Below are 23628 nucleotides of genomic sequence, written 5' to 3' on the forward strand. Positions count from 1 at the left end.
CACTTGGCCTTAGGCGCCTCCAACCACGCAGGCCCCTTCGTCTAGCGGTTAGGACGCGGCCCTTTCACGGCTGAAGCACGGGTTCGATTCCCGTAGGGGTCACCATCTCATCGCCAAGCGGCAGAGATTGGCGAAATAGCGATAGAATCAACGCCTCGCGAGGCGCCCAGTGCTACAGATGGCGTCGCATACCGCATTCCGTTGAGCGCGGCAGATCGCGTTTCTCGCAGTTTCGAATGATCGTTGCGGAGGGTGTCCGAGGGGTCATCGGCAATACGGCGTGGACAGGGTGTTTGAAAGAACCAACCCGTTCCTGGCGCGTAGGAAGCGCGCCGTGCTGGTTATCGGATGCCTGCCGAGATCAGGCAGCGCGAGACGGGATCACCACCTGATAAATGGTCGCTGAGCGCACCAAGGCCGTATTGCATTGAGACGGCTGTTCCGCGACTGCGGCGCATGCCTCACGCCAGCAACATCGTCTATTGCGACGGTCCAGACAGCCCCCACGCCTTCGACATCGTTCCGATCCAGCCCCGTAAGGGGAGCTTGGATGCCATGTGCCCATTCTGCAAAGGCCGGGGCCAATGGAATACCGAGATCGATCTCGTAAGCTTCCGCTGCAAGCGTACCGCCTGCGATCGGTGCCATGGCGCTGGATGGGTAGAAACCGGCTCGGACCCGGTCGGCCTGCCCGACATCGAGATTTCACCGGAAGGCTACCCCCGGTGGACCCTGCGCTTCGAACCTGCCGACGACGTCACGCCGATTGACCCGGAAAAACCAGGCCTATCGCAGATCTAGGAAGTTATTGGTTTGGTCAGGCGCACCGAGTTTGGCCGCGACCCACGCAACGTCCTCGTCGCTTGGCTCCTTCGGCGGGTCCTCGCCAGGCGAGAGCACGCCATCGGGGAGGTCTTGCGGGATGCCGGTAATCGGCTCGTCGATGGCGCGCTCGTTGGAACTGTCCGTGATCTTCTCTCTGTTCGGCATGTCATTCTCGGCGGCGGCGGCTCCTGGTCGGCGAACAGCCCTCGCTCAGGTCATCCGCCGGGCGTGGCGGAAGCGCGCATACCGGTTGAGGAGATCGTTGATCAGCTGTTCGTCGCTCAGGCCGGTCACATCATGCGCGGGCTCTCCCTCCGAGGAATGCGCCACCGCCCGGTAGTGGAGACGCTCCTGTTCGTTCGCCTTGCGCGATGCCGCCCAGGCGAAGCTTGCCTGGCGGAAGCCGCGTGCCCGAACCCCGTAGCGGAACTCGCCACGCTCGCCGTGCGGGATGCGAAGTTCGACCTGGTTTTCGTCCTGAACGAGGGTTGGCGAGAGGCCGCTGTCGCGCATCTGTGCCGCTACCGCGTCGAGCGCCGGGCTTGCCGTATCGGTGAGGAACGCCGCAACCTCACGCTTGTCGTGGAAGCGCGTGATGGTCGCGAGGCGCTGCTGCCAGCTCAACGGCGTTTGGGCGATCGGATCGGAACCCGCGGAGGACAGGTCCATCGCTTCCTGACCCTCGGTCTGCAGGGCGCGCAGCAGCCCATAGCAGATGAACACCATCACCACCGCGAATGGCAATGCACTGGCGATCGCGGCGGTCTGAAGGGCCTGGAGCCCACCGGCGACCAGCAGCACCGCACCGACGCCGCCCGCGGATACCGCCCAGAACACACGCTGCCACACTGGCGGGTTCTCCGCCGCGCCCGACGTGATCATGTCGATGACCAATGCCCCGGAATCCGCGGACGTGACGAAGAAGGTGATGATCAAGAGTGTCGCAATACCTGAGACAATCGTTGCGAAGGGCAGCTGCTCCAGTGTCTCGAACAACGCCACCGGCAGATTGTTGGCGACGGTGTCGGCGATGGCGGCCGTACCCGCCATGTCCAGCGCGATCGCGGTGTTGCCGAACACCGTCATCCAGAGGAAGGTGAAAAGGGTCGGCACCAGCAGCACGCCGCCGATGAATTCACGGATCGTTCGCCCACGCGAGATGCGGGCGATGAACATGCCGACGAAAGGCGACCAGGCGATCCACCAACCCCAGTAGAACAAGGTCCAATTGCCCAGCCACGGGTTGGGTTCATAGGCGTAGAGGCGGAAGGTGCGCGGCACGACTTCGCCGAGATAGGTGCCGATGTTCTGCACAAAGGCCTGGAGCAGAAACACCGTCGACCCGGTGACGAGGACGAAGGCGAGCAGCAGTCCGGCCAGGATGATGTTGAGTTCGGACAGGCGCTTCACGCCTTTGTCCAGTCCGGCGACGACCGACAGCGTGGCCATGCCCGTGATGGCGGCAATCAGGACGAGCTGAACGGGGATGCTCGTCGGCAGGCCGAACAGGTAATTGAACCCGGCATTCACCTGCAGCACGCCGAGACCAAGCGACGTCGCAACACCGAACATCGTGCCCAGCACCGCGAAGATGTCGACGGCGTGGCCGATGGGGCCGTAGATTCGCTTACCGATCAGCGGGTAGAGTGCCGAGCGGATGGTGAGCGGTAGTCCGCGGCGAAACGCGAAATAGGCAAGCGCCAGTCCGACCACGATGTAGATCGCCCAGGCGTGCAGGCCCCAGTGGAAGAAGGTGAGGACCATCGCTTCGCGTGCAGCCGCGATCGTCTTCCCTTCGCCCACGGGTGGCGATGCATAATGCTGGATCGGCTCGGCCACGCCGAAGAAGATCAGGCCGATGCCCATCCCCGCACTGAACAGCATCGCGAACCAGGACAGGTAGCTGTAATCCGGTTCGCTGTCGTCGGGCCCGAGCTTCACATCGCCATAACGACTGAACATCAGGAAGATGGCGAAGATCAGGAACCCCGCGACCGCGGCGATGTAGAACCAGCCGAAATCCGCGACGATCAGCGCCTGCACGGTCGTGAACACCCGGTTCGCGGTCTCCGGGGCGAGTGCGCCGAAGAGGGCGAAGGCCAGGATCAGGCCTGCCGAAACGAAGAATACAGGTGGATTGATCTCCGCCTTGCGTCCCGCTGCTGGCTGTCCCGCATCATTCGGTACCGGCTCGGTCAATGTACCTCCTATTCATGGTTAATGTCGTGTCCAGTGAAAGGAACGACGCTGAGCCTTGTCAGTTGCGAACGAGTGTTACGATGGGGAAACGATTGGCCCGGCCTCTCGCTTGCGGCCTCGCCCTGTCGGTGGTGCTGTCGTCGGCGGCAGCGCAGGACGCCTGGCTAAACAAAGCGATGAGCGTCCGACCGAGACGATGCTGCCGGCTGAGAAGAAGGCCAGTGTGCTTGCCGGAACATGGAACAGTATCCAGGGGTCGAAGCCCGGGCTCGGCCAGCCGAACGATGGCGCCCTGCCGGGCTGGTACGAAACCGACCTCTATGCCGGCGCGTCGATCGAGCTCGACAAGCGATGGACGGTGTCTGAAACTTGTTATCGATACGTCTCGCCCTCGGCATGCGTAATCGCGCGGGAAGCGAAGCGCGGTCGTCTCGGACGAAAGCCGTATTTCTCTCTGTCTTGGCTCGGCAGGAATCTCCAGCCTGAACGCTGCGCCCTGATCATAGCCCGCAGGCGCAGCAGAAGTGCCCGTTTACCGCCATTGAGTTCGCGCGCCCTGACCAGCAATTCCCCGTGTCGCGCGTTACCGTTGCTGGACGACACAACAGCCTCTGAGCCTTCGATGATCATGGGGCCGTACGCACCGCCCTCTGGCCGCAAGCCGACGTCCGAGGGGGCAACGACATCTCGATCATCATGCCGGATCCGAACGGCCAATCCGCCATTTTTCAGCCGACCGGCGACGATTTCGGTTCGGCCGTCAGGCGATCGAAACGAGGCCTCGCCCTATCTTGATGAAGAACGCCATGGATCCGGTAGATGAGGTGCCTCCGCCAAAAACGGCGCTGGCCGGACACGTGGCGGTAATTTAGCGCCGGGGGACAACCTCAACGATAATATCGCCCGCTTCCAGACGGGCGGCCTCGGGTTCCCAGAAGCAAAAGTCCTGATGCCCACGATAGATGCGGTGGCCGAGCCCGGTGGCGATGGCGGCAAGCGGTTTGCCGACCTCGTCGGCAGCGACCTCGCGTTCCCGCAGGACTACACGCCCGCCCGACGCGGCAAGATCGGCCATGTATTCGGCGGTGTGAGCGCCGTGCGTGGACCCGGCGAGCAGAAGGCCGGCGAAGCTGGCCGGATTGATGACGACGTTTGCGCCGGCCTGATGCGCAATCGCTTCATTGTCCTCCGACCGGATCACCACGCTGATCGGTAGATCGGGCGCGATCCGCCGCGCCGTCAGCACGATAAGGATCGAGGTATCGTCACGGCCGGCGGAAACGATGAGCGCGCGGGCCTTGGAGAGACGGGCTGCCTCGAGCGCGGCGTTGCGCGTGGCGTTTCCCTCCATCACCGTCGTGCCGCAACTCTCCGCCGTGCGTAACGCCGCGGCGCGCTCGTCGACGACGACGATCATGCCCGGATCGGCGCCGCGACGGATGAGTTCGCTGACGGCCTCAGATCCGCTCGTACCGAACCCGGCGACCACGACATGGTCTTCGAGGCGTCGCTGGATCACCGACATACGCCATTTCTCCCAGACGCCCTTGAGCAGAAAATCATATGCGGTACCTAAAAAGATGAGCCATACGAAGAGCCGGATCGGCGTCACGACGAAGGTATCGAACATCCGCGCCTGCTGGGTCACAGGCACGATGTCGCCGTAGCCGACCGTCGTCACGGTAATCATCGTGAAATACAGGATGTCGGCGAACGTCACGGGCTCGCCCGAGTTCTGCCGCAGACCGTCGCGATCGAACCAGTGCACCGCGAGCGCGATGCCGATCAGCGCCAACGCGACCAGCGCCCGCCACGACAGGGCCAGCCACGCCGGGGTTCGACTCTGGCGGCGCAGGCGATAGTGCACCGTGTCTGCATCGTCAGTGTGCATGCCGTCTCTTGCCTCTCCGCTGTGCCGCTGTGAAGTCTTTCGGTGATCCGCTCGATTGGTTGGCATTTGGGGAGGTTACAGACTCTCGACAGCGCCTGTCTGCAATCGCCTACGGTGGATCGACATAAGGATCCCGAACAGAATCAGCGCCGTACGCCGCGGAGCAGTGCCCCGCTTTATCGAACGGGCGCCCTGATCACTGCGGCAGTGGCCTAGGTCGGGGGCGTTTGCTCGCCTGATGTAGAGTGAAAACGGAGATCGCGCTGAGGCACCGGGATGGTGACGCCGTGTTCCTTGAACAGGTCCCAGATGCGAAAGAACACGTCGCTTGTGACGTTCCCAACCCCCGCCTCGGGGCTGTCGATCCAGATCCGCAGGTCGAATTCCACCCCATTGTCGCCGAATTCCTTGATCCAGCAGACAGGGGCGGGTTCGGTCAGCACACGTGGCGAGACGGACGCGGCCTCGACGGCAAGCCTCTGCGCCAGTCGCAGATCGCAATCGAACGACACCCGAAACCCGACATGAACCCTGACGTCCCGGCTTGAGAAAGACCAGTTTTCGACTTCGTCGGTCATCAGCCGTTCGTTCGGGATCAGATGCTCCTTGCCGTCACGGGTCAGCACCGAGACTGCGCGAACGCCGATCTTGTTGACCCAGCCGAAGGTATCGCCGACCGCGATGACGTCGCCGGGCTTGATCGATCGGTCGAGCAGCAGGATGAGGCCGGCGATCAGATTGCCGAGCGTTTTCTGCAGGCCGAAACCGATCGCGAGCCCGAACGCGCCGGAGAACACGGCCAGCGCCGTAAGATCGATGCCGAGAAGATCGATACCGACGAAGATCGCGACGGTGACGACCGCAATCTGAGCGAGTTTCTGGAACAGCACGCGTTGCGCCGCGTCGAGCAGCCGCGCCTGCCCGATCCAGCGCAGGATCAGCCCGAGCAGCGCGCGAGCGGCGAGGAACAGCAGGAGCGACAAGCCGACCGCGTTGACGATGTCGAGCAGCGAAATACGGCGGCTGCCGACCCCCATGCTCGCGCGGTCCAGCCCCGCGATCAACGGGGTCAGGCCCCCCAGTCGACTTGCCAGCACGATGAGAAACAGGGTGGCGGCAATCAGCGACGCCGGTCGGCTCCGAAGACCGAGCGCACGGCCGAACTGATAGGCCAGCGCCGCGACCGCGATGCCGAGACCCGCCGCAAGAAGGAGATCGGCGCCGGGGTTGAGCCCCCGAACGCCAAGGAATGCCGTCAGGACCAGCGCCGTCACGCCGGCGCGGGTAATCGCCATCAGGCGCGGCGCGACCACGTCCGCGTGGCGCGGCGCCAGGGCCGGCAGGAGGTATCTACAAGCAAGACGCGCTGCAACGATACCCAGCAGAAGGGCCGTGCTCAGGATCGCGACAGCCGCGATCAGGTCATGAAACGGCAGCGCCGTCCATTGATCCAGATAGGTCTGCCACCAGGCATCATGTTCCAACCGGTTCTCCAATGCCATCTCGTCGGCGTCGGTCACCCGACAATCACAGCGTCATTCCCATCTGGTCGCCGGATCCCTGTTAAACGGACTTGGCACCCCGGTCAGCCCTTGTACGTCATGCGCGTTACCGCCGTGCCGTTTGCGCCATTCCGGGCAAGGGATCGCTGGTGAAGCAGCGCGAAGGACGGGCGAGTTGCTCGGCACCATCTCTGTGCCCCCTGCCCTGTCATGCGATGCCAAAGCCGTTCGTCAGATACCAATGTCTTGAGGTGGTCGTCGTGCAACGGCTCTGCCCCAATCATGTACGTCAAATTGGTGAGCTTGGCTTACCGCTCGCGCTGCTCCTCGTGATACTCCTCCAGGACCTCCTTAACGTCCTTGCGGTCTTCATTCGACACTGCTTCAGGAGCCTTGTTGGCGCCTGACCGGCCGGTCAGGCAAAGACGCAAATGTATCGGAAGATGGTCTGAACCCACATCTTCCAGCACCTCCAGGCTATGCACCTTGAACTCGGGTGTGACGAACATGTGGTCGAGCGGCCAACCGAGCAGCGGCGTGCGCGCGGGGAAGGTCGCGAACGTGCCACGGCCGATCCGAGCGTCGAGATAGCCTCCGACGCGTTTGAACAGCTGCGAGGTGTGCGACCATGCGACATCGTTGAAGTCGCCGATCGCCAATACCGGCAACTTCGTACGGGCGGCACGACTCGCCGCGATCGCGATCTCGGCGTCGCGTGTCTCGGTATCCTGCCCGGGAACGGGCGGACGCGGGTGAAGCGCTATCACGCGAAATCGATCACCGGCCGTCAGCTCGGCATGGACCGACGGCGTATCCTTTTGGGCGATCGTTTCGATCCGCCCATCGCGCATCGGCAGCCGCGTGGCGAAGATCATGCCGTAGGTATTGCCGATCGGTTGTTCGAGCCAGTGTGGATAGCGCGCAAGCTGCTTGGCCAATGCATCGGCCCAACGCTGGTCGGTTTCCATCAATAGCAGGATATCGGGGCGAACCCGGTCGATCAGCCGCGCCGTTCGCCCATAGGCTCGATTGGACTCCAACACGTTCAGCGAAAGGACGCCGAAACACCGGCTCTGCGCGGTTGAGGCATCATCCGCAAAGGCCAGCTCCGTCTTCGCAAGCGGTGTATACGGATAGATGCGATACAGTTGCCACCCCGCTGCGACGGCGCACCCCAACGCGATCCATCGTCCTGCCTGCCGATCCAGCCACAGCGCCAAGCCTCCGCCCAAGAGCAGGAGGCCGAGTATCTGGACCCGGGGAAAGTCCCAGATCCTGATCCACCATTCATTGGACTCGATGATGCTGAGCCCGGTTACGAGCATCAATACGCCTGTGAGGGCACGGATCGGAAATGTAGCTAGCCGCATTGCTGATGCCTAAGAGCGGCCTTGCCTTGGACCAAGCCCTATGACCTTCAGGCCGAGATATCACCGGCGCCGCTGCCGAAGCCGGAGCCGTATCGAGGCCATGTTCGGTCGTTTTAGAGACGGGCGCGGCGTCGTCGGTCGCGACGATCGATGCCCGAAGGCCTTCCTCTCTGCAATCGACCTCGCCACCACGGGCCTGGTGTAACACTGATTAACGAGTCGTCACCCTAGTAACGGGAGTTCCACCGATTCGTCGGCCAAAACGCTCTGTTCAACGAATATTGGATCCCGACTCGGTTTTAGTAGATTGCCATATTAACCACGACCGGGCAGGACGGTCTTGCCGCGGGGCGGCAGCATAATCCATTTAACTCAAAGGAAATTTTATGCGTTATTGGCAGAACGGCAAGCCTTTCAAGGGTTAAGTCGAACATAAAGGACGACTCGCTATCTGATAGTGGGTCGTCCTTTGTTTTTGCATGCTATGGCATTGATAAAATTGTTACAGTTTTTTTACGTTATGATGAATCGACTGGAAAAGATTCATTCTTGCGACAGGCTACGGCTTCTGAGTTCTTATCCCGGATAACTTCTGGATCGGAATAGCCTGTCTGACGGTTTTCAGCCGCCTTAGGGTTGCTGTGATGATACCGAAGATGTTGGCGCCAGGCATGAGACATGCTCTGCCGACCATAATCTAAATCATCTTTACCTCCTGCTGCCCACATTGCGCGGTAACCGGTAATTTAGCGCCGAATGACGGCGCCGATGGCTCTTCAGGGCCCTTTCACCCAGCGCTAATTCGCGGATCTTATCAGGTGGCTGACGCTGCTCGACAGAGTGAACGCCGTACTTGAACTCGGCTTGATACACACCGAGAATAAGTACTCGCTGCTTTCCAGCGCGTAGGCAGGATCGCACGCAAAGGCGGCGAGGCACTCTTGGTCCGCATCGGCGCGACCTTACCGAACCGCAAAGCGGTCAGTTCACCAGACTTCGGGCGATACAAGTTCATCATTTTACGTATTACGATCGCGCCGCGGGTCGGTGCGGCGGCGTGAACGACGGCCTGATCGCACCGGGACGTCCACCGGCAAACGGTGCAATCCGCGATACGTCGGCCGGTCCTATCCAAGCCGGCGACACTTGCCTGACATAGAGTCGACACGGCATCGCGGCCGCGCCCGCATACGTCCGCGACGCTACTGCCCTCAGACGAAACTTCACCCAGCGGCATGTCAGATCCGCAGAGTCCCTTCTGTCGCGGACGTCAGCGGCACGTCCTTGCCCGTTGTAGCGGAGGCTGACGCACTCCGCGCCAACGGGCGCCGATCGAAAGAGCCTTCAATAGGAATTACTGAGAAGCCTTCGCCTTGGGATCGAGGGGTTTGGCATACTCGATCTTCGCCGCGTTCCGCAGCGCCGCCTGATGCTGAACGATGCCTGCCTGGATGCGGTCACGTGCGATCCCCTGCTTGGCGAGTTCATTGATAGCAGCAGAGCTCGCTTCGGCTGGACGGACGCTTATGACATGATTGGCGATCGCCGTTGCACCTTCGAGAATAACCAGAGGCTCACCGTTCACCGTCGTCATCAATCGACCGAGTGCGTTACGATCCAGACTTGCGCTGTCGAGTTCCACCGTTGCCCGCTGATAGCTCACGCCCCGGCTATCCAGAACTGCTGTCAATTCCGCCAGTGTCTTTGCCGGCTTCATAGCCGCGATCAGGCTCGGATTATTTGGTGCTGGAAAACGAATCTGTTCCACCGACAATGTCCGGCGCTCCCTACTCAGTTCGGGATGCTTCGCTAGATACGTCTCGACGTCGCGCGTCGTGACCGGTTGAGGTACACCTGCTGCGACCGATTGCAGCGCAAGGTTCGCCATCACGATATTTTTGGCACGCTCCACGGCAAGAACGGCGTTCGGCTTCTTGTAAAGACCATCACGCTCGCCGGCCTGGATAACCAGCTTTCGATCGATAAGGGCCTGCAGGGCCTTTGGCTGAAGGTCTTTCGAGTTTTGCGCGTTGGCCCCGCTCAACCCCAGCTCGAAATTGAGTTCGCTTTGCGTGATAGCTTCGCCATTGACCGTAGCAACCGTCTGACCGCTCGGTCCGGCCTTATTGCAGGCCGCTGCCGCCAGCGTGAGTGCGAGTGCTGCGGCAGACAGGGTTTGCCACTTGGTGATGAGGAACCTGGAGGATGCTGACATAAGCAATTACCTTAGACATAATACAGAAGGAAACGAGATGGGAACCGTATAGAACTGGTTAAGCGTCGTGGTTTTTGCAGGGCTTGCGCGTTTTATACCTGCGGCGATCGATGGATGAAAAGCCGGTTGATACGGTGTGGTGCTATTTGCTGTGCGCGCTGAGCAAGTGACGTGGCAATGAGGGCGCCGCCGCTCCCACCATATTCATGGTCGCGGCGAGACTTGACGATATATTCAGTGGCTTGCGACCCTCATCGCCTATGCGTTGATCGGGCCAGCGAGAAGTGCGCGGCCAGAGGCGCCGCAGGACTCGAACAATGTTTTCGCGAAGCCCATCATGGTTGCCTCTGCAGCCTTGGCATCCGGATCGATGATCGAAAATCGTATCAACGCCCCGTCTGGGACAAGGCCGGCCAGGTTCTGCATTGCGATGGACCGTCGCTGATCGTCCCACGACACCGGGAAACGATTCCCCAGTCGAGTCCAATAAAGAACCTGCTCTGTACGGGTATCGCGCACGGTCGTTAGGAAGCGCCCTGGTGCACTGATGCCTTTGCCCAGAGGAATATCCACGTCTCGTATATCGGTGATCGTAAAACCGGATCCGGGGTAGCAGGACTCAGGACGATGCACCATCAACATGCCGCTCTGCCGATACGCATAGGCGATCAGAAGCATGATGGGCGGAGCGCCATCGGCACCGTAACTGCGCATCAGCTGCTTCTCATAGACGGCTGCCGCTTTTGCTTCATCCTCGGGGGGTAGAACAAAGCTGACATCCGGCACCATCGCCCAAGGTGCTGCTTGCTTTGGAATGGCGTCGTTCAGGTTTCCGGAAGGAATGGCAACGACGAGCTCGGTAGGGCGTCGAGCATAGGTGACGCCTGCGGTTATGCCGAAGGCGAGACCCAGGGCAGCTTCTCGTCGAGTAAATCGAGCGATTGTCATGTCGTTACTTTCGGGCCCAACGTGAAACAATAGGATGCAGCACCGCATCCAGTCCCAGCAGCATAAGCAATGCCAGGATAAACATGCCCATGCCGACCAGCTCGTGCGCCAGGCCCTGCGCGGCCTCCTCGGATATGTAATAGGTCATGAGAACCAGTATGATGATCCGTAGAAAGTTTGCCGCGATGGCAAGTGGTATCATCAGCGATATCAGCAATATCGCGTAGCGGGGTGCATTGCCATGCCGAAGATAAACGTAGAAAACGCCCAACGCACAAATGCCGATCAGGGAGTTTATCCCGGAGCACGCCGTCGCGACCAGCAACTGATATCCGCCAATCTGGATGACCGTTCCGGTACTCCCGATGGGGAGACCGAATGCAGCCAGCAAGTTTACGGAAGCATCGGAGATCAAGTCCTTGATGGGACGCGTAGCAACGAAAACCCAGTTCTCCGGCGGCGTGATGATGAACAGCAGGTACACCAGGGGGAACCACAGCCTCTTGAGTGCCTCCTTACCGAGATAAGTCCATAATAATACTACGATCACGGTGTAGAGGGACAGAGCCTCGATCGCCAAGATGCTGGTAATTCGCCCTACGGAATAGAGCAGCAGCGCGGGGACCAGCAGCAAGCCGACAGGAAGGAAGGATTGGCGCTTGCTGACCTCCCACGGCCGCGCACGCCAGATCAGCCACAGCGCGGAAATGAAGATAATGGGCCCGTGCGCGCCCTGTTCGGTGGACCAGCTGACGGTCGCCAGCCGGCTCACTGTCGGCAGGATGAGGCACGCCAATCCTATCAGAAGCGGCCACCACCGCGCTGTCCAGCACGCCAGGCCGCTACCGACGTCAGTCCACGACCCGCTTGGCTGCGGCCGCGCCTCTACCCGTATCACGCATTTCTCCCGACGACTTATGAGCGGTAAAGCTAGCGTCTTTTACCCAATATTCAAAGCCATCGCCACGATCGCCGAGAATGCCATCGCCCGCACCGTTGATAGGCCACCCGTACCGCCCCGGGACAAGGCGAGGCCATACCACCCCTATCACGCAGCGCGCGCCCATGCGCCGAAATCGCGCTTTCCGGCTGCCTGGGGGCCGGCCCCCAGAAGGGCATAAGGCCTAGCGGTGCTCGAAGCGGAACGTGCCTTCCGGCCCCGTCTGCGACGAAGGAAGGCCGATTGTCCCAAACTTGGACATTATTGAGATCATGGGGGAATCTCAGCGTTATATCGGTTTGCGAATCGCCATGCCCCCCGGTAACAGCTTGTTAAGTATCAAATAGAGGGAACCATCATGAAGCGTCTACTACTCTCGACCATGGCATTCGCATCGGCTTTCGCGATGGCCCCTGCAGCTCACGCAGCGGATTTCGTTCCGGGCAACCCCGAGTTCACCGTAAGCGGTGACATCACGGACGGTACTGTTTCGGCAGACTTCGGTCGTTCGGGCATTGCGTCGGGCATGTTCACGGATACCTTCAACTTCATCATCGATCAGACTGGTCTGGCCAGCGGCACGCTGAGCACGAACACCACGCGCCTGACGAGCTCGACCGATCTCGACATCCTGTCGGTGTTCATCAATGGCTTCGCAGCCACGAAGACCATCGTCGGCAACGCCGAGTTCTTCGAGATCAACAACGTCGCGATCACGTCGGGTGCGACGAACAAGATCGTCGTCAACGGCATGTCGCGTGGCAACGGCTCCTATGCCGGCACCGCAACCTTCGAGCCGACGGCAGCAGTTCCCGAGGCTGGTACCTGGGCAATCATGCTGTTCGGTATCGGCGGCATCGGCGCATCGATGCGCGTTCGTCGTCGCCAGGCGAAGATCGCATTCGCCTAAGCGCATTTCACAGCTGGTCCCAGCGCCCATCTGTGTGAAGGCAGCCGTCAACCTTTCGAGGTTGGCGGCTGTTTTTGTTTAGTCTACGGCGCGGACGGGTCGACGAAAGGATCCATGCGGCGCGACCAGCGCCGTTGATCGATACTTGGGCAGGCGGGATGGTCCATGCTGCGCCCAAAGGCACAAACCCCGAGATCGCGAACGCGCCTGAATGGATGCCGCCAGTTACTAAGCACAAGGCCTGGTATCGGCACCCATCGGTCGACAACCGCTCCCAGCCAGGTAGGCGGCTGCGAGTGGCAATGAGCACCCGTGTGCGCAGTTCTGCGATCTCTAGATCCTCAAGTACAGGCGGAGAGCTGTAACATGAGTTTACGGTTGGAGCATGTTACCAAACTTGCACACAGCAAAGAAGGCCTGAGAGCGGCCTACGCCGCGGGTGTTGATCATCAGCAGAATGGCTGGCTGAGATATCCCCCATGCAAATGGGATCATCCCGCAATTCTGGCTTTTGACGAAAGCGGAACGTGCGTTGGCGGTATCAATTGGGGCGAGGACCATGATGATCGAACGCTCACAATTACGTTCGCGTGGGGTTCGCCTACCGCTCCCGCAGCCTTTGCTGCCGTGCTATCGCGATTTCGGAAAACTCATCTGAACGGTTGGTTCACCGAAATCCACTTCACGATATCGACTCATAACGAAGCCATGCAAAAGGCTGTAAAAGTACTTGGGCTTGTTCCCCGGGCATTCACCTTTGAAATGCCGGTAAAGGCTATGGCCAGGTCTTGATGGCAAAAAAAATGCCCGGCTTGGTAAGCCGGGCATTTTCGAGTTCAGCCGTTATCGGGCTTCACGGTATTCCAATATCGCAAATTGGCTCATGATTTTATTCATGACAATATTTGCCAGTCATCACTCCTGTACGCCTTACTATTTCTCTAGTAACACATTGCATTATGCCGTGCAGGATGCGTTAATTAAAGAATATAAGAGCACAGGCTGTTGACTGTTTAGCCCCTGATGGGCTTGCCGATTGGCCAGTAGCGCATGTGAATCCCCCTCATTGAAAAAGTGTCTGTCTTTCGACAAGGAGACATATGCAGCAAATTCATTTCGTAATTGCGACTGCAAGCGGTTTAAAGTGCATTAACCGCAAATTGTGAATTTCAATTTGCTGCGCGCATGATGATGCACTGACGCTCTCGGAGCCTTCACCCGTGAAAAGGGCGCCCGAGCCTCGCCGCCAAAATGGGAGGCGGCAACCGCTTGCGCGCGGAAGTCACCAGGCCATGGTGATCGACAGGGTCGCCAACGGCACGACATCGGCGGTCGTGCCACCGGAAGCGTCGAGCCGGGCCAGCTGATGGTCACGGACCACGGCGAGGATTTCGCCCTGCAACGATGCCGTGGCGCCGGCGATCTTGACGGGCTGCGCGACCGCCACCCCGGCGCTGCCATATACCCTGTCGCCGCTGTCCGCCGCATAGAAGCCGCGCCAGCCGACACCGGCCGAGACCGGCACCGTGAGCGTCGGGCCATCCTTTCCCCGTGTCAGCGCAAACGCGGGGGCGATGCCGGCGATCGTGTAAAAACCCCCCTCGCCTTTGGTCCGCTTCGTCGCGGCGAAACGCGGCGCGAGAAATCCCACCGCATTATCGCCGGTGTATAGGATCGTCAGGCTGGCCTCGTGGGTCGTGCTCGCCACCCCGTTGGGGCTGGCCTTGATGGCATAGGCGGCCGCAGCGGACAGCCCCTCGACAGGTCGCCATGCAAGACCGACGATCGTGTTGCTTTCATACCAACTGCGCGGGCGCGAGCGTTCGTCGGCGCGCGGCGCGTGAAAGCCGTTCGAGCTTTGCCCGACCAGGAACAGGACTCCCTGCCCGTCCGCGCAGCGCGTCAGCACTGCGGCACCGCCGACCGAGAGATGGACCGGGACTCTGCCAAGGCCGACATCATCGTCGTCATAGGCGCCGCGCGCATAATCGCCGTTGCGGACGTCGACCGTGACGATCGGATGGACCGTCCCATCGCCGACATCGACCTCGGACAGCGTCGCGTCTTCGGTATCGATGAACGGCACAGTCTGCGCCGAAACGCGGGACGCATCGATACAGGCGCACATCGCCGCCAGAACTATCAGCGCCTTTGCAGTCACGCGGTGCGTCGCACCAGCCAGACGGTATCCCCGGCATCGTCGATGACGAAGATCGCGCCATCGTCGCGCGTCTGCACGCTCACCGGTCGACCATAGACTTCGCCCGTCTTCTCGTTCGCGACGAACCCCGTCAGGAATGGCTGCGGCGCGGCGGTCGGCCTGCCATTGGCAAAGGGGACCGCGAGGACGTCATAGCCGATGAACGCGGACCGGTTCCACGATCCGTGCCGCGCAACATAGGCGACCTGTTGCGCGGCGGACGTTCCCTTGGCGAACGCCACGCCCAGCGCTGCGGCATGGGGCCCCACGGCAACGTCGGGAAGCAACGTCGTCGCCAGCAACTCGCGCTTGGTATTGGCGTGACGCGGATCCTGCTTGCCGTAATAGCTGTAAGGCCATCCATAGAACCCGCCGTCGCGAACGCCGACGAGATAGTCGGGCGCGATATCGTCGCCGAGCTGGTCGCGTTCGTTGACCGCCGCCCATAAAGTGTTCGTGCCGGGTGCCCAGGCCATGCCGACCGGGTTGCGAAGCCCCGACGCGTAAAGACGCTCGCGCCCTGTACGCAGATCGATCGCGAGGATGGCGGCTCGTCGCTTCTCCTCGTCCATGCCATGCTCGCCGACATTCGAGGCGGAGCCGACCGATACGTACAGCGTCCGCGCATCGGGGCTCAGCAACAGGTTGCGCGTCCAGTGATTGTTGTAGCCCCCCGCGGGCAGCGACACGAGCGGCTGCGGGGTTGCGGTCACGCGCGTCTGGCCGGGCGAGAACGGAACGCTGACGACGCCGTCGGTATTGGCGACGTACAGCCGCCCGTTCGCATATTGCATCCCAAACGGCTGGTTGAGCCCCTCGATCAGCACGAAACGCTGTTCCGCGACCCCGTCGCGGTCCACATCGCGCAACAGGGTGATACGGTTGGCGCTGAAGCCCGTCGTCTTCGACAGCGCCTGACCGCGTTGAACGTCGGGTTCGGCATCCAGTTTGGGCTTCGTGCGCGCCTCCGCGACCAGCATGTCGCCGTTGGGCAGCAGCAGCGCCTGACGCGGATAGTCCAGACCGCCCGCAAACTTGATGACCTCATACCCTCGCGGCGCCACGGGTTTGCGCCCGTCGGGCCAGCCGATCGTCTTGGGATGGTTGACCACGGACGCAGTCGCATAGGGCTCGGCCTGCGTCTTCAGACCCAGCACCGGCGGTGGGGTCTGGGCCATCGCGCCAGCTGCCAAACCCAATGCGCTGACGGCGGCAAGGATCGTCCTCATAATGTCTCCCGGAACATGACAAGAGTGTAACCGTCTCACAATCAACGATATCCATGAAGCTGCCAGCGCCGCGGATTAATTTGGCGATGTCGCGACCAATCCTCTCGGCAACAGCCTTGGTGACCACCACAAAACCACCGAACCACCGCCGGAACGAGGCGCCGCCGACATGACAAAATTTTCATCTCGGCCGTGGCACCATATAGCGCCCGAGCGTTGTCGCCGTTCGTCAGAGAATGGGATATCATGCCGAAAACATTGACTATTATCGGCATGGGTGCCTGTGGCGTCGCCGCCTTCGCCGAAGCCGTCACGCGACTATGCTATGATCCGGGCGACGGATGGATCATCCATCTGGTCGAGCGGGACGACGAGCTTGCGCGCGGTCTGGCCTTCGGCACGGAACAACCAGGGCATCGCCTGAACACCGAATCGCGTCTCATGGGGCTCTATGACCGCGAGCCGGGTCATTTCCGGACCTGGCTCGAGGCGCGGCGCGCGGCAGCCGGGACGCCGCTCGATCCCGATGGCGTCGAATATCCCGAGCGCCGTGAATATCGCCTCTACATGCAGGAGGTCCTCGACGAGGCGCTCGACCAGGCGCGGCGCGCGGGGATCGATGTCCGGATCCACCATCAGGAGGCGGTCAGCATCGAGGGCGACCATGATGCGGCGACCATCACGTTCTCGGACGGATCGACGATCGCGACGGACGTCGTTCTTCTGACGATCGGCACCCCCGATCCCGACCGGTTCGGCACCCTGAACGGCAAGCCCGGCTATTTCGACTCGCCCTACCCCTCCGACCGCATGACCAGGGGGATCGACAGCGATCAGTCCGTCGTCATCCTCGGCAGCGGTCTCAGCGCGATCGACGCGGTGATGACGCTGCTCGATGAAGGGCACCGCGGACATATCCACCTGATTTCGAAGGAAGGCCTGCTGCCGCGGGTCGAAATTCCCGCACCCGAGACGGGGTATGACCGTCAGCATCTCACGCTTGAAAACGTCCACCGGCATATCCGCGAACGCGGCGCCGCCTTCTCGGTCGTGGACCTGTTCCGCCTCTTCCGCATCGAGGCCGAGACTGCCGCGGGACGGACGATCGACTGGCAGGCCGAGGATCGCGCCGACGGTGACGCCCAAGCCGCCCTGCTCCACGACATCGCCGCGGCTGACTCCGGCGACGAGCCGTTCCAGCGCATATTGACCGCCGCCCGCCATGATTCCACTGCGATCTGGAACCTGTTGCGACCCGCCGACCAGAAACGGTTCGGGAAATGGCTGGCGCCGCATTTCGCCGCGGCGCGGTTCGTCACGCCGATGGTGAACGCACGGCGCCTCGCCGATGCGATGACGCGCGGGCAGCTCAGCGTCCGCGGGCGGGTCGATGAAACCGTCGCCAGCCCGACCGGCACCGGCTTCGTCGTCCGGTTCACGACGGGCGACACGCTGGAGACGCCGGTCGTCGTCAACGCCACCGGCCAGGCGACCACCCTCGCCGAGATGAAGGAAACGCTCGTCAAGGATCTGCTCGCCAAGGACTGGCTGCAACCACACCCGGTCGGTGGTGCCATCGCACACCGCGCGACCTGCCGGATCATATCGGCCAGCCGTGACGCACCACGCATCTACGCGCTCGGCCAGTTGCTCAACGGCGAGTTGCGCGACACCAACGCAGTCTGGTTCAACGTCGAGTGCGCAGGCCGCGCCATCGACGATATCCTGCGCCAGCAATGAGCGCGCTCGGCAACATCGCGGCGGCACTGCTGCCGCTTTATGGCGTGATCCTGCTCGCCTGGGGCGTCGGGGCGCGTGTGCCCTGGGCGGCGAAGCTGTTCTCGACCATCCTCGTCTTCGGCCTCATCCCTTTGCTGGTCATCGACAAGGTGCTCGGCGCGGAAACGCAGCAGTTGCTGGTGATCCCCCCGCTGATGTTCGCGGTCGCGGCGCTGATGAGCATTCCTGCCCACCGGTTGGCCAAGCGGCTCGGCGACGATTTCGATCCCAAATTGCTGTCGGCCTCCTTCTCGTTCTTCAACGTCGCGTTCTTCGGCGTGCCCGTCAGCCAGGCGCTCTTCGGCGAGGTCGGCGTCTCGACGGTGATCTGCGCCTATATCGGCAGCGCGCTGTACGGCGACACGATCGGCTATTTCCTGATCGCGCGGACCAAGGAGGGTACGCGCAAGGCCGCGACCAAGGCGTTGCGCGTACCCGTCGTCTATGTGATCGTCGGCGCGATCATCGCGAAGGCGGCGGGTGTCACGATGCCCGAGGCGGCGTCGCCGATCCTGTCGGTCGCCGGTACGCTGGTGTCAGTTCTCGGCATGGCGGTCATCGGCCTCAATCTCGCCGAGACCGGTCGCGACGACTGGCGGCCCCGGATGATGACGCGGATCCTCGGCGTCAGGCAGGCCAGCGGACTCGTGCTGATCGCCACCGCACTTGCGCTCGAAGCCGCGTTCATCGGCATCCTCGCGCCTCGCGACCGCGTCATCGTCGGGCTGATCGCGCTGTTCCCGATCGCGAGCAACGTCACGCTGTTCGCGACCCTCCTCGACACGAACCGCAAGGCCGCGGCCGTCCTCGTCGCACTGTCGAGCGTCGTCTCGCTGGTGCTCGTGTTGCTGGTCGTCGGCGTGTTTCACTCGGCGATACCGAGTTAGGAATTGCGCAAAGCGCCGGATGCGCGCCCTGAAACAATCTCGATAGGATCCGGAACAGACACAGTCGGTTGGCGCTTTGGATGTCACGCATCCCGGGAGCTGAACCATGACCGATCCAACACGCCGCACCTTCGTGTCGGGCGCCGCCGTCACCGCGGGCGCGCTCGCCGCGACCACCGTTGCCGCTGCGGCTCAGGGTGGGGGCAAGCCCGCCGCGCCGACGCCTGCCGCTGCCGCCTATCCCAAGCCGCCCTATCCCGTCCAGCGTCAGCCCTGGCCGGGTCTCGCGTCGAAGATGACGCCGCGGCCCGATCATGGCGAGACGAGCTACAAGGGGTCGGGCAAGCTGACCGGCAAGCGGGCGCTGATCACGGGCGGCGATAGCGGGATCGGGCGCGCTGCGGCGATCGCCTATGCGCGCGAGGGCGCGGACGTCGCGATCAACTACCTGCCGGCCGAAGAACCCGACGCGCGCGAAGTCGTCGCGCTGATCCGGGCGGAGGGACGCAAGGCCGTCGCGATTCCCGGCGACCTGCGCGACGAACGCTTCTGCCGCAAGCTGGTGCAGCAGGCCGCTGAACAGCTTGGCGGGCTCGACATCCTCGTCAACAATGCCGCGCGCCAGCAGACCCGCCCGGGCATCGCCGATATTTCGAGTCAGGATTTCGACGACACGATGAAGACCAATGTTTACGCGCCATTCTGGCTGACCAAGGCCGCGCTCGAGCGAATGGGTGCAGGCGCGGTGATCGTGAACACCTCGTCGGAACAGGCCGGCAACCCGTCGCCCGACATCGTCGATTATGCACTCACCCGCGCGGCGGTGCTGAACTTCACCAAGAGCATGGCAAAGCAGGTCGCCAGCCGCGGTATCCGCGTCAATGCGGTCGCGCCGGGCCCGTTCTGGACCCCGTTGCAGGTCAGCGGCGGCGCGACGCCTGAAAAGCTGCGCAGCTTCGGCGGCGATTCGCCTATGGCGCGTGCGGGCCAGCCGGCCGAAATCGCCGCGCTCTATGTCGCAGCGGCTGATCCGTCGCTGAGCTATTCTACCGGGCAGATCTTCGGGTCGACCGGCGGCAACGGCCAGCCTGCCTGACGAGTGTTGTGGGGGGGGGGGGGGGGGGGGGCCGCCCCCCCCCCCCCCCCCCCCCCCCCCCCCCCCACGACCCTTACTCGACCAGGGCGACGCCATAGCCCGCGAGGTCGAGCGCGCCGGGCAGCTTCCGCCCCGTCAGGACGTCGCGGGCCATACCCGACTTTGCGCCGGGCATCGCCACGCTGAGCGCACCGGGCGTCGTATTGACGTAGAGCGTCCGTCCTTCGACCGTCCGTGCGACCACCCCGTCGGGAGTTGCCGGCCCCGTCCGGATCTTCAGCTGGGCGTAGAGCGACCGAATCAGCGGATCGATCAACCCCGGTTGCGCCGCGGTCGCGAGATAGATCGCCTGCCCCTTGCCGAATGTGTTGACGGTGATCGCCGGGCTCTTGTCGGGCGTGTTTTCGAACCGCGCGAGGACCTTTGCCGTGCTCGGCTCGAGCACCTCGTAATAGGGGTCCGTACCGCTGAGTTCGCGGCCCTCGAAGCGGACGCGGAGCGGCTGTTCGGATCGGTAGAAGGCGTTGGTCCGCAGCCCGAACACGTCGGTCATGCCGCCCGGCAACGGCGTGCCGAACCATTTCCCGGTCGCGTCCACCTTCGCCGAATAGCCCGTCATGACGACCGTGCCGCCCCGCTCGACGTAACCGCGAAGCGCCGCCGCGATCTTCGTATCGACCAGATACGCGCTCGACACGATGACGAGCTTGTAACTGTCGATCGGGTCGTGGCCGATATCGATCACCGCCGCATCGATATTGTCTCGGTAGAGCGGCGCAAAGGCGGCCTTTACCGCGGTGGTGTAGTCGGTCTTGAAATATTCGGGCGTGGTGTTCGGCCCCGGCGGCGGGCTGGTCAGCCACATCGTGTCGAACGAATAATGCACCGCGACCTGCGGCGGGTCGTAGCGGGGGAAACCCATCGTCTGGAGCTGGCGGAACTCGCGCGCGATCTGCGCGAATTCGCCGACCTTCCACGACGGCCGGTCGTCATGGTCGACCAGCCCGAACAAGGCCTGCTCCTCTCCGCCGAGATGAGAATTGAAGGTCCAGGCGAGGACCGTCTGTGCATAATGCAGCAGCCCGAAATACGCCCACATCCGCGACCGCCCAGGCGTGCCGTAATAGCCCCCGCCACCCGCGGTGAACTCGTTAAACCAGACCGGCGTCTGGTGCCCGGCCCGGTTCATCATGACCTCAAACCCCGCACCGAGCGGGTCGCCGGGATAAAATCCCTGCGCGCCATAGGTCGAGACATCTTCCCAGGACCGGAGATAATCGAACCCCTTGGTCCCTGCCGTCGGCCAGAAGTTCGACGCGACCGGCAGGTTCGGGGCAAAGCGCTTGCGGATGGATTCGAGGTCCTTCAACGCGCCGATCGTGTCGTCCGACCAGAAGCGGCGCAGGTCGAGATAGCGCTCATTGGGTCCCGGACCCCGGCCATAGGGCAGGTCGACCTGATCCCAGTCGCCGATCCGGCGGGACCAGCGCTGCGTCGCCCATGCGGTGTTGAGCGCATCGACCGTTCCGTATTTCTGCTTCAGCCAGACGACGAACCGATCCCGGTCCGCCGCCGAATAGGACATCTGGCCATTGCCGATCTCATTGTCATAGCCCAGCGCGATCACCGCGGGATGCTTTGCATAACGCTGCATCATCCGCTCGGCGAGCCGACCGGCGAGGCGGCGATAATCGGGATCGCTGATATTGTCCCAGTAGCGCGAGGCGGCGTTGACCCGCACTCCGTCCTGCGTGACGATGTCAACGCCGGGATAGCGCTTGTGCAGCCAGATTGGTGCCGGCTGGCCCGGAATGTCGACGATGACCCGGATGCCCGCCGCCTGCATCTGACGCAGCACGTCGTCGAAGCGCTCGAAGGTGAACCGCCCCTCTTCGGGTTCGAAATAGTCCCAGGACAGATCGCCCATCCGGACCATGTTGAACCCGGCCGCCTTCATCACCGCGATATCGCTGGTGATCTGCGCCGGGCTGCGGTCGACGGGCTGATAACAGGTGCCGACGAACAGCTGCCCCTTGCCGGGCCAGCCGGGATGGCCGGCGGCGCTCTGCGCGCCCGCAGGAGCTGCGAGCAGCGCCGGCGCCGCCGTTGCAAGGGTCAACATCAGGGCAATGGATTGCGCGCGGCGGCGTAGCATGGAGATGGTCGTCCTTATCGAAGCGGTGGCCCCCGTCGGGGGGCGCCGGTACTGCGCCAAGCTGGCGAATGCGTGGATCGGTGACGCGGGGACCTGACGCTCAGGCAAAGTCGATCCGGAACGCGCTGGCGTGGCGGGTCGGGAGTGCCGCGGGCACGTCGATCACCAGCGCCTGCCCGGTCTGACGAAAGCGGATCGGCCCGCGATGGCCGAGCAGGCGGACCGCCCGCACCCCGCGCGGCTCGTGCGGGTTGCCAAGCGCCAGCGCGGCGATCGCCACGGTCCCGGCAGGCTCGCCGAGCGTGATCGCGAACAGCTGATCCTTCTTGGTCGTGAACCGGATATCGCGCGGCGTGTAATCCGCTTTTTCCGAGAACATGCCCGCGGCGGTTTCGGTCGGCCCCTCGCCGAAGATCTTCCAGGGCCGCGTGCCATGGATCGCCGGCGCGTTGACCGCCATCCACGGCGCCAGTTCGGCGAGCAACGTCTCCGACTCCGGTGGCAGGCTGCCATCGGGATAAATCACGACGTTGAGCAGCATGTTGCCGTTCTTGCTCACGATATCGGCGAGCATCGTGACGATCTGGCTGGTCGTCTTGTAGGGGTGGCGGTCGTTGAAGAACCAGTCGCCATTCGACGTATCGGTCTGCCACGGCAGCGCATTGATGCCCTTGAGCACCCCGCGCTCGACATCCTCGACCGACGCCTCGCGGTGGAATTCTCCAGACCCCGAATTCTTGCAGGTATAGACCGCCTCGAGCCGGCCGCGCCGCGCGATGCTGCCATTGTAGAGATGCGCGACAAGGGCGCGGCCTACGGCCCCGAACGGCAGCCCGCCATCCGAATAGAGCAGGTCGGGCTGATAGCTGTCGACCAGATCGACGATCCGGTCGAACCAGTGCCGCTGATAGGTGGCGTTCGTGGTGTACCAGGAGGCCGGCGTGTTGCGGTAAGGCTCGTCGCGATTGCCGTGATAGAGATCGGCGTTGGCGGGATCGGCACCGTCATAGTCCAGCCCGAGCTTCGGCCAGAACTGATCGTACATCTGGTTCGGATACCACCAGGTATAGCTCGCGGCGAGATGTTCGGACACGCCGAAGCGCAGCCCGCGCCGCGTGGCCGCGGCCTTCCATTCCCCCACCACGTCGCGCTTCGGCCCCATCGCCACCGCATTCCAGCGCTGATGCTTGGAACGCCAGAGGTCGAAATTGTCGTGGTGCACCGCCATCGAGACGAAATATTTGGCACCGGCGGCGGCATATTTGTCCATCAGCGCGTCCGGATCGAACCGATCCGCGGTCCATAACGGCAGCAGGTCCTTGTAGCCGTGCTCCGACGGATGGCCGTAGGTCTTGAGATGATGCTCGTAATGCGGGTGGCCGGGGACAGATCGTGTCCCACCGCGTGGTGTAGCTTCAGCGGCGTAGCCGCCTTGATCTCCGGGCATAGCCGGGTCGATCACGCCGCCATGGACGACAACGT

At 62.6% G+C, this 23628-nt stretch carries 18 protein-coding genes and 1 tRNA gene; 7 read left to right on the forward strand and 12 right to left on the reverse strand.

Annotated elements, in window-relative coordinates; translation table 11 throughout:
* The first annotated feature begins 30 nt into the window (after positions 1-30).
* Both FHY04_RS11060 and FHY04_RS11065 read left to right on the forward strand, forming a co-directional pair.
* A tRNA-Glu gene (locus tag FHY04_RS11060) sits at positions 31-105 on the forward strand.
* Between the two features lie 351 nt (positions 106-456).
* The gene (locus FHY04_RS11065; protein ID WP_183936411.1) at positions 457-801 is read left to right on the forward strand and encodes a hypothetical protein; all 345 of its coding nucleotides are present in this window, start codon (positions 457-459) and stop codon (positions 799-801) included.
* On the opposite strand, the gene FHY04_RS11070 is transcribed toward FHY04_RS11065, so the two are convergent.
* The 8 genes from FHY04_RS11070 to xrtV form a co-directional block, all read right to left on the reverse strand.
* Positions 787-990, reverse strand: a complete 204-nt coding sequence (locus FHY04_RS11070; protein ID WP_183936412.1) for a hypothetical protein — start codon at positions 988-990, stop codon at positions 787-789. The two genes, FHY04_RS11065 and FHY04_RS11070, sit on opposite strands and share 15 nt — an antisense overlap.
* 45 nt (positions 991-1035) lie before the next feature.
* Complete coding sequence (locus FHY04_RS11075) at positions 1036-3024, reverse strand: BCCT family transporter (RefSeq protein ID WP_183936413.1); 1989 nt, start codon at positions 3022-3024, stop codon at positions 1036-1038.
* 868 nt (positions 3025-3892) lie between these two features.
* Positions 3893-4915: a TrkA family potassium uptake protein gene (locus tag FHY04_RS11080; protein WP_183936414.1), complete on the reverse strand. Its 1023-nt coding sequence runs from the start codon at positions 4913-4915 to the stop codon at positions 3893-3895.
* Positions 4916-5127: 212 nt separating this feature from the next.
* Positions 5128-6435: a mechanosensitive ion channel family protein gene (locus tag FHY04_RS22905; RefSeq protein WP_183936415.1), complete on the reverse strand. Its 1308-nt coding sequence runs from the start codon at positions 6433-6435 to the stop codon at positions 5128-5130.
* A gap of 290 nt (positions 6436-6725) precedes the next feature.
* On the reverse strand, positions 6726-7742 hold the full coding sequence (locus FHY04_RS11090; protein ID WP_260171463.1) for an endonuclease/exonuclease/phosphatase family protein: 1017 nt from the start codon (positions 7740-7742) through the stop codon (positions 6726-6728).
* Positions 7743-9141: 1399 nt separating this feature from the next.
* A complete protein-coding gene (locus tag FHY04_RS11095) occupies positions 9142-10002 on the reverse strand; it encodes a hypothetical protein (RefSeq protein WP_183936417.1) in 861 nt (286 codons plus the stop codon).
* A 258-nt stretch (positions 10003-10260) separates the two neighbouring features.
* Positions 10261-10950 (reverse strand): exosortase-associated protein EpsI, V-type, encoded by a 690-nt coding sequence (gene epsI, locus FHY04_RS11100; protein ID WP_157840487.1) that lies wholly within the window; start codon positions 10948-10950, stop codon positions 10261-10263.
* Between the two features lie 4 nt (positions 10951-10954).
* Positions 10955-11848 carry an exosortase V gene (gene xrtV / locus FHY04_RS11105; RefSeq protein WP_311724522.1) on the reverse strand — a complete coding sequence of 298 codons (894 nt, stop codon included), beginning with the start codon at positions 11846-11848 and terminating at the stop codon, positions 10955-10957.
* A 400-nt stretch (positions 11849-12248) separates the two neighbouring features.
* Here xrtV and FHY04_RS11110 point away from each other — a divergent pair, with 400 nt between their 5' ends.
* Together FHY04_RS11110 and FHY04_RS11115 are read left to right on the forward strand one after the other, a co-directional pair.
* Positions 12249-12800: an FxDxF family PEP-CTERM protein gene (locus FHY04_RS11110; RefSeq protein ID WP_159511226.1), complete on the forward strand. Its 552-nt coding sequence runs from the start codon at positions 12249-12251 to the stop codon at positions 12798-12800.
* Positions 12801-13166: 366 nt separating this feature from the next.
* Positions 13167-13592: a hypothetical protein gene (locus FHY04_RS11115; RefSeq protein ID WP_128082073.1), complete on the forward strand. Its 426-nt coding sequence runs from the start codon at positions 13167-13169 to the stop codon at positions 13590-13592.
* Positions 13593-14082: 490 nt separating this feature from the next.
* Here the strand turns inward: FHY04_RS11115 and FHY04_RS11120 are convergent, their stop codons facing one another.
* Both FHY04_RS11120 and FHY04_RS11125 read right to left on the reverse strand, forming a co-directional pair.
* Positions 14083-14961: a hypothetical protein gene (locus FHY04_RS11120; RefSeq protein ID WP_183936419.1), complete on the reverse strand. Its 879-nt coding sequence runs from the start codon at positions 14959-14961 to the stop codon at positions 14083-14085.
* Positions 14958-16178 carry a sorbosone dehydrogenase family protein gene (locus FHY04_RS11125; RefSeq protein WP_260171447.1) on the reverse strand — a complete coding sequence of 407 codons (1221 nt, stop codon included), beginning with the start codon at positions 16176-16178 and terminating at the stop codon, positions 14958-14960. The genes FHY04_RS11120 and FHY04_RS11125 overlap by 4 nt, the downstream gene beginning before the upstream one ends.
* A gap of 324 nt (positions 16179-16502) precedes the next feature.
* Between FHY04_RS11125 and FHY04_RS11130 the strand changes: the two genes are divergently transcribed.
* From FHY04_RS11130 to FHY04_RS11140, 3 genes are all read left to right on the forward strand, one after another.
* Positions 16503-17969, forward strand: a complete 1467-nt coding sequence (locus tag FHY04_RS11130; protein WP_183936421.1) for an FAD/NAD(P)-binding protein — start codon at positions 16503-16505, stop codon at positions 17967-17969.
* Entirely contained in the window at positions 17966-18895 is a 930-nt protein-coding gene (locus tag FHY04_RS11135) for an AEC family transporter (RefSeq protein WP_183936422.1), read from the forward strand. The genes FHY04_RS11130 and FHY04_RS11135 overlap by 4 nt, the downstream gene beginning before the upstream one ends.
* Before the next feature lie 106 nt (positions 18896-19001).
* Complete coding sequence (locus tag FHY04_RS11140) at positions 19002-19991, forward strand: SDR family oxidoreductase (RefSeq protein ID WP_183936423.1); 990 nt, start codon at positions 19002-19004, stop codon at positions 19989-19991.
* 73 nt (positions 19992-20064) lie between these two features.
* On the opposite strand, the gene FHY04_RS11145 is transcribed toward FHY04_RS11140, so the two are convergent.
* Together FHY04_RS11145 and FHY04_RS11150 are read right to left on the reverse strand one after the other, a co-directional pair.
* The gene (locus FHY04_RS11145; protein WP_260171448.1) at positions 20065-22113 is read right to left on the reverse strand and encodes a beta-galactosidase; all 2049 of its coding nucleotides are present in this window, start codon (positions 22111-22113) and stop codon (positions 20065-20067) included.
* 133 nt (positions 22114-22246) lie between these two features.
* The coding region (locus tag FHY04_RS11150; RefSeq protein ID WP_183936425.1) for an alpha-L-fucosidase at positions 22247-23628 on the reverse strand (1382 nt) is incomplete at its 5' end.

Source organism: Sphingomonas sp. BK481, assembly GCF_014194875.1.
In the GTDB taxonomy this organism is placed as follows: domain Bacteria; phylum Pseudomonadota; class Alphaproteobacteria; order Sphingomonadales; family Sphingomonadaceae; genus Sphingomonas; species Sphingomonas aerolata.

Bases quoted from the DNA above. Each gene is read 5' to 3' on its own strand.
- FHY04_RS11065 (WP_183936411.1), top strand. From the start codon at position 457: ATGCCTCACGCCAGCAACATCGTCTATTGCGACGGTCCAGACAGCCCC.
- FHY04_RS11070 (WP_183936412.1), bottom strand. From the start codon at position 990: ATGCCGAACAGAGAGAAGATCACGGACAGTTCCAACGAGCGCGCCATC.
- FHY04_RS11080 (WP_183936414.1), bottom strand. From the start codon at position 4,915: ATGCACACTGACGATGCAGACACGGTGCACTATCGCCTGCGCCGCCAG.
- FHY04_RS11090 (WP_260171463.1), bottom strand. From the start codon at position 7,742: ATGCTCGTAACCGGGCTCAGCATCATCGAGTCCAATGAATGGTGGATC.
- FHY04_RS11095 (WP_183936417.1), bottom strand. From the start codon at position 10,002: ATGTCAGCATCCTCCAGGTTCCTCATCACCAAGTGGCAAACCCTGTCT.
- epsI (WP_157840487.1), bottom strand. From the start codon at position 10,950: ATGACAATCGCTCGATTTACTCGACGAGAAGCTGCCCTGGGTCTCGCC.
- FHY04_RS11110 (WP_159511226.1), top strand. From the start codon at position 12,249: ATGAAGCGTCTACTACTCTCGACCATGGCATTCGCATCGGCTTTCGCG.
- FHY04_RS11115 (WP_128082073.1), top strand. From the start codon at position 13,167: ATGAGTTTACGGTTGGAGCATGTTACCAAACTTGCACACAGCAAAGAA.
- FHY04_RS11125 (WP_260171447.1), bottom strand. From the start codon at position 16,178: ATGGCCCAGACCCCACCGCCGGTGCTGGGTCTGAAGACGCAGGCCGAG.
- FHY04_RS11130 (WP_183936421.1), top strand. From the start codon at position 16,503: ATGGGTGCCTGTGGCGTCGCCGCCTTCGCCGAAGCCGTCACGCGACTA.
- FHY04_RS11135 (WP_183936422.1), top strand. From the start codon at position 17,966: ATGAGCGCGCTCGGCAACATCGCGGCGGCACTGCTGCCGCTTTATGGC.
- FHY04_RS11140 (WP_183936423.1), top strand. From the start codon at position 19,002: ATGACCGATCCAACACGCCGCACCTTCGTGTCGGGCGCCGCCGTCACC.
- FHY04_RS11145 (WP_260171448.1), bottom strand. From the start codon at position 22,113: ATGTTGACCCTTGCAACGGCGGCGCCGGCGCTGCTCGCAGCTCCTGCG.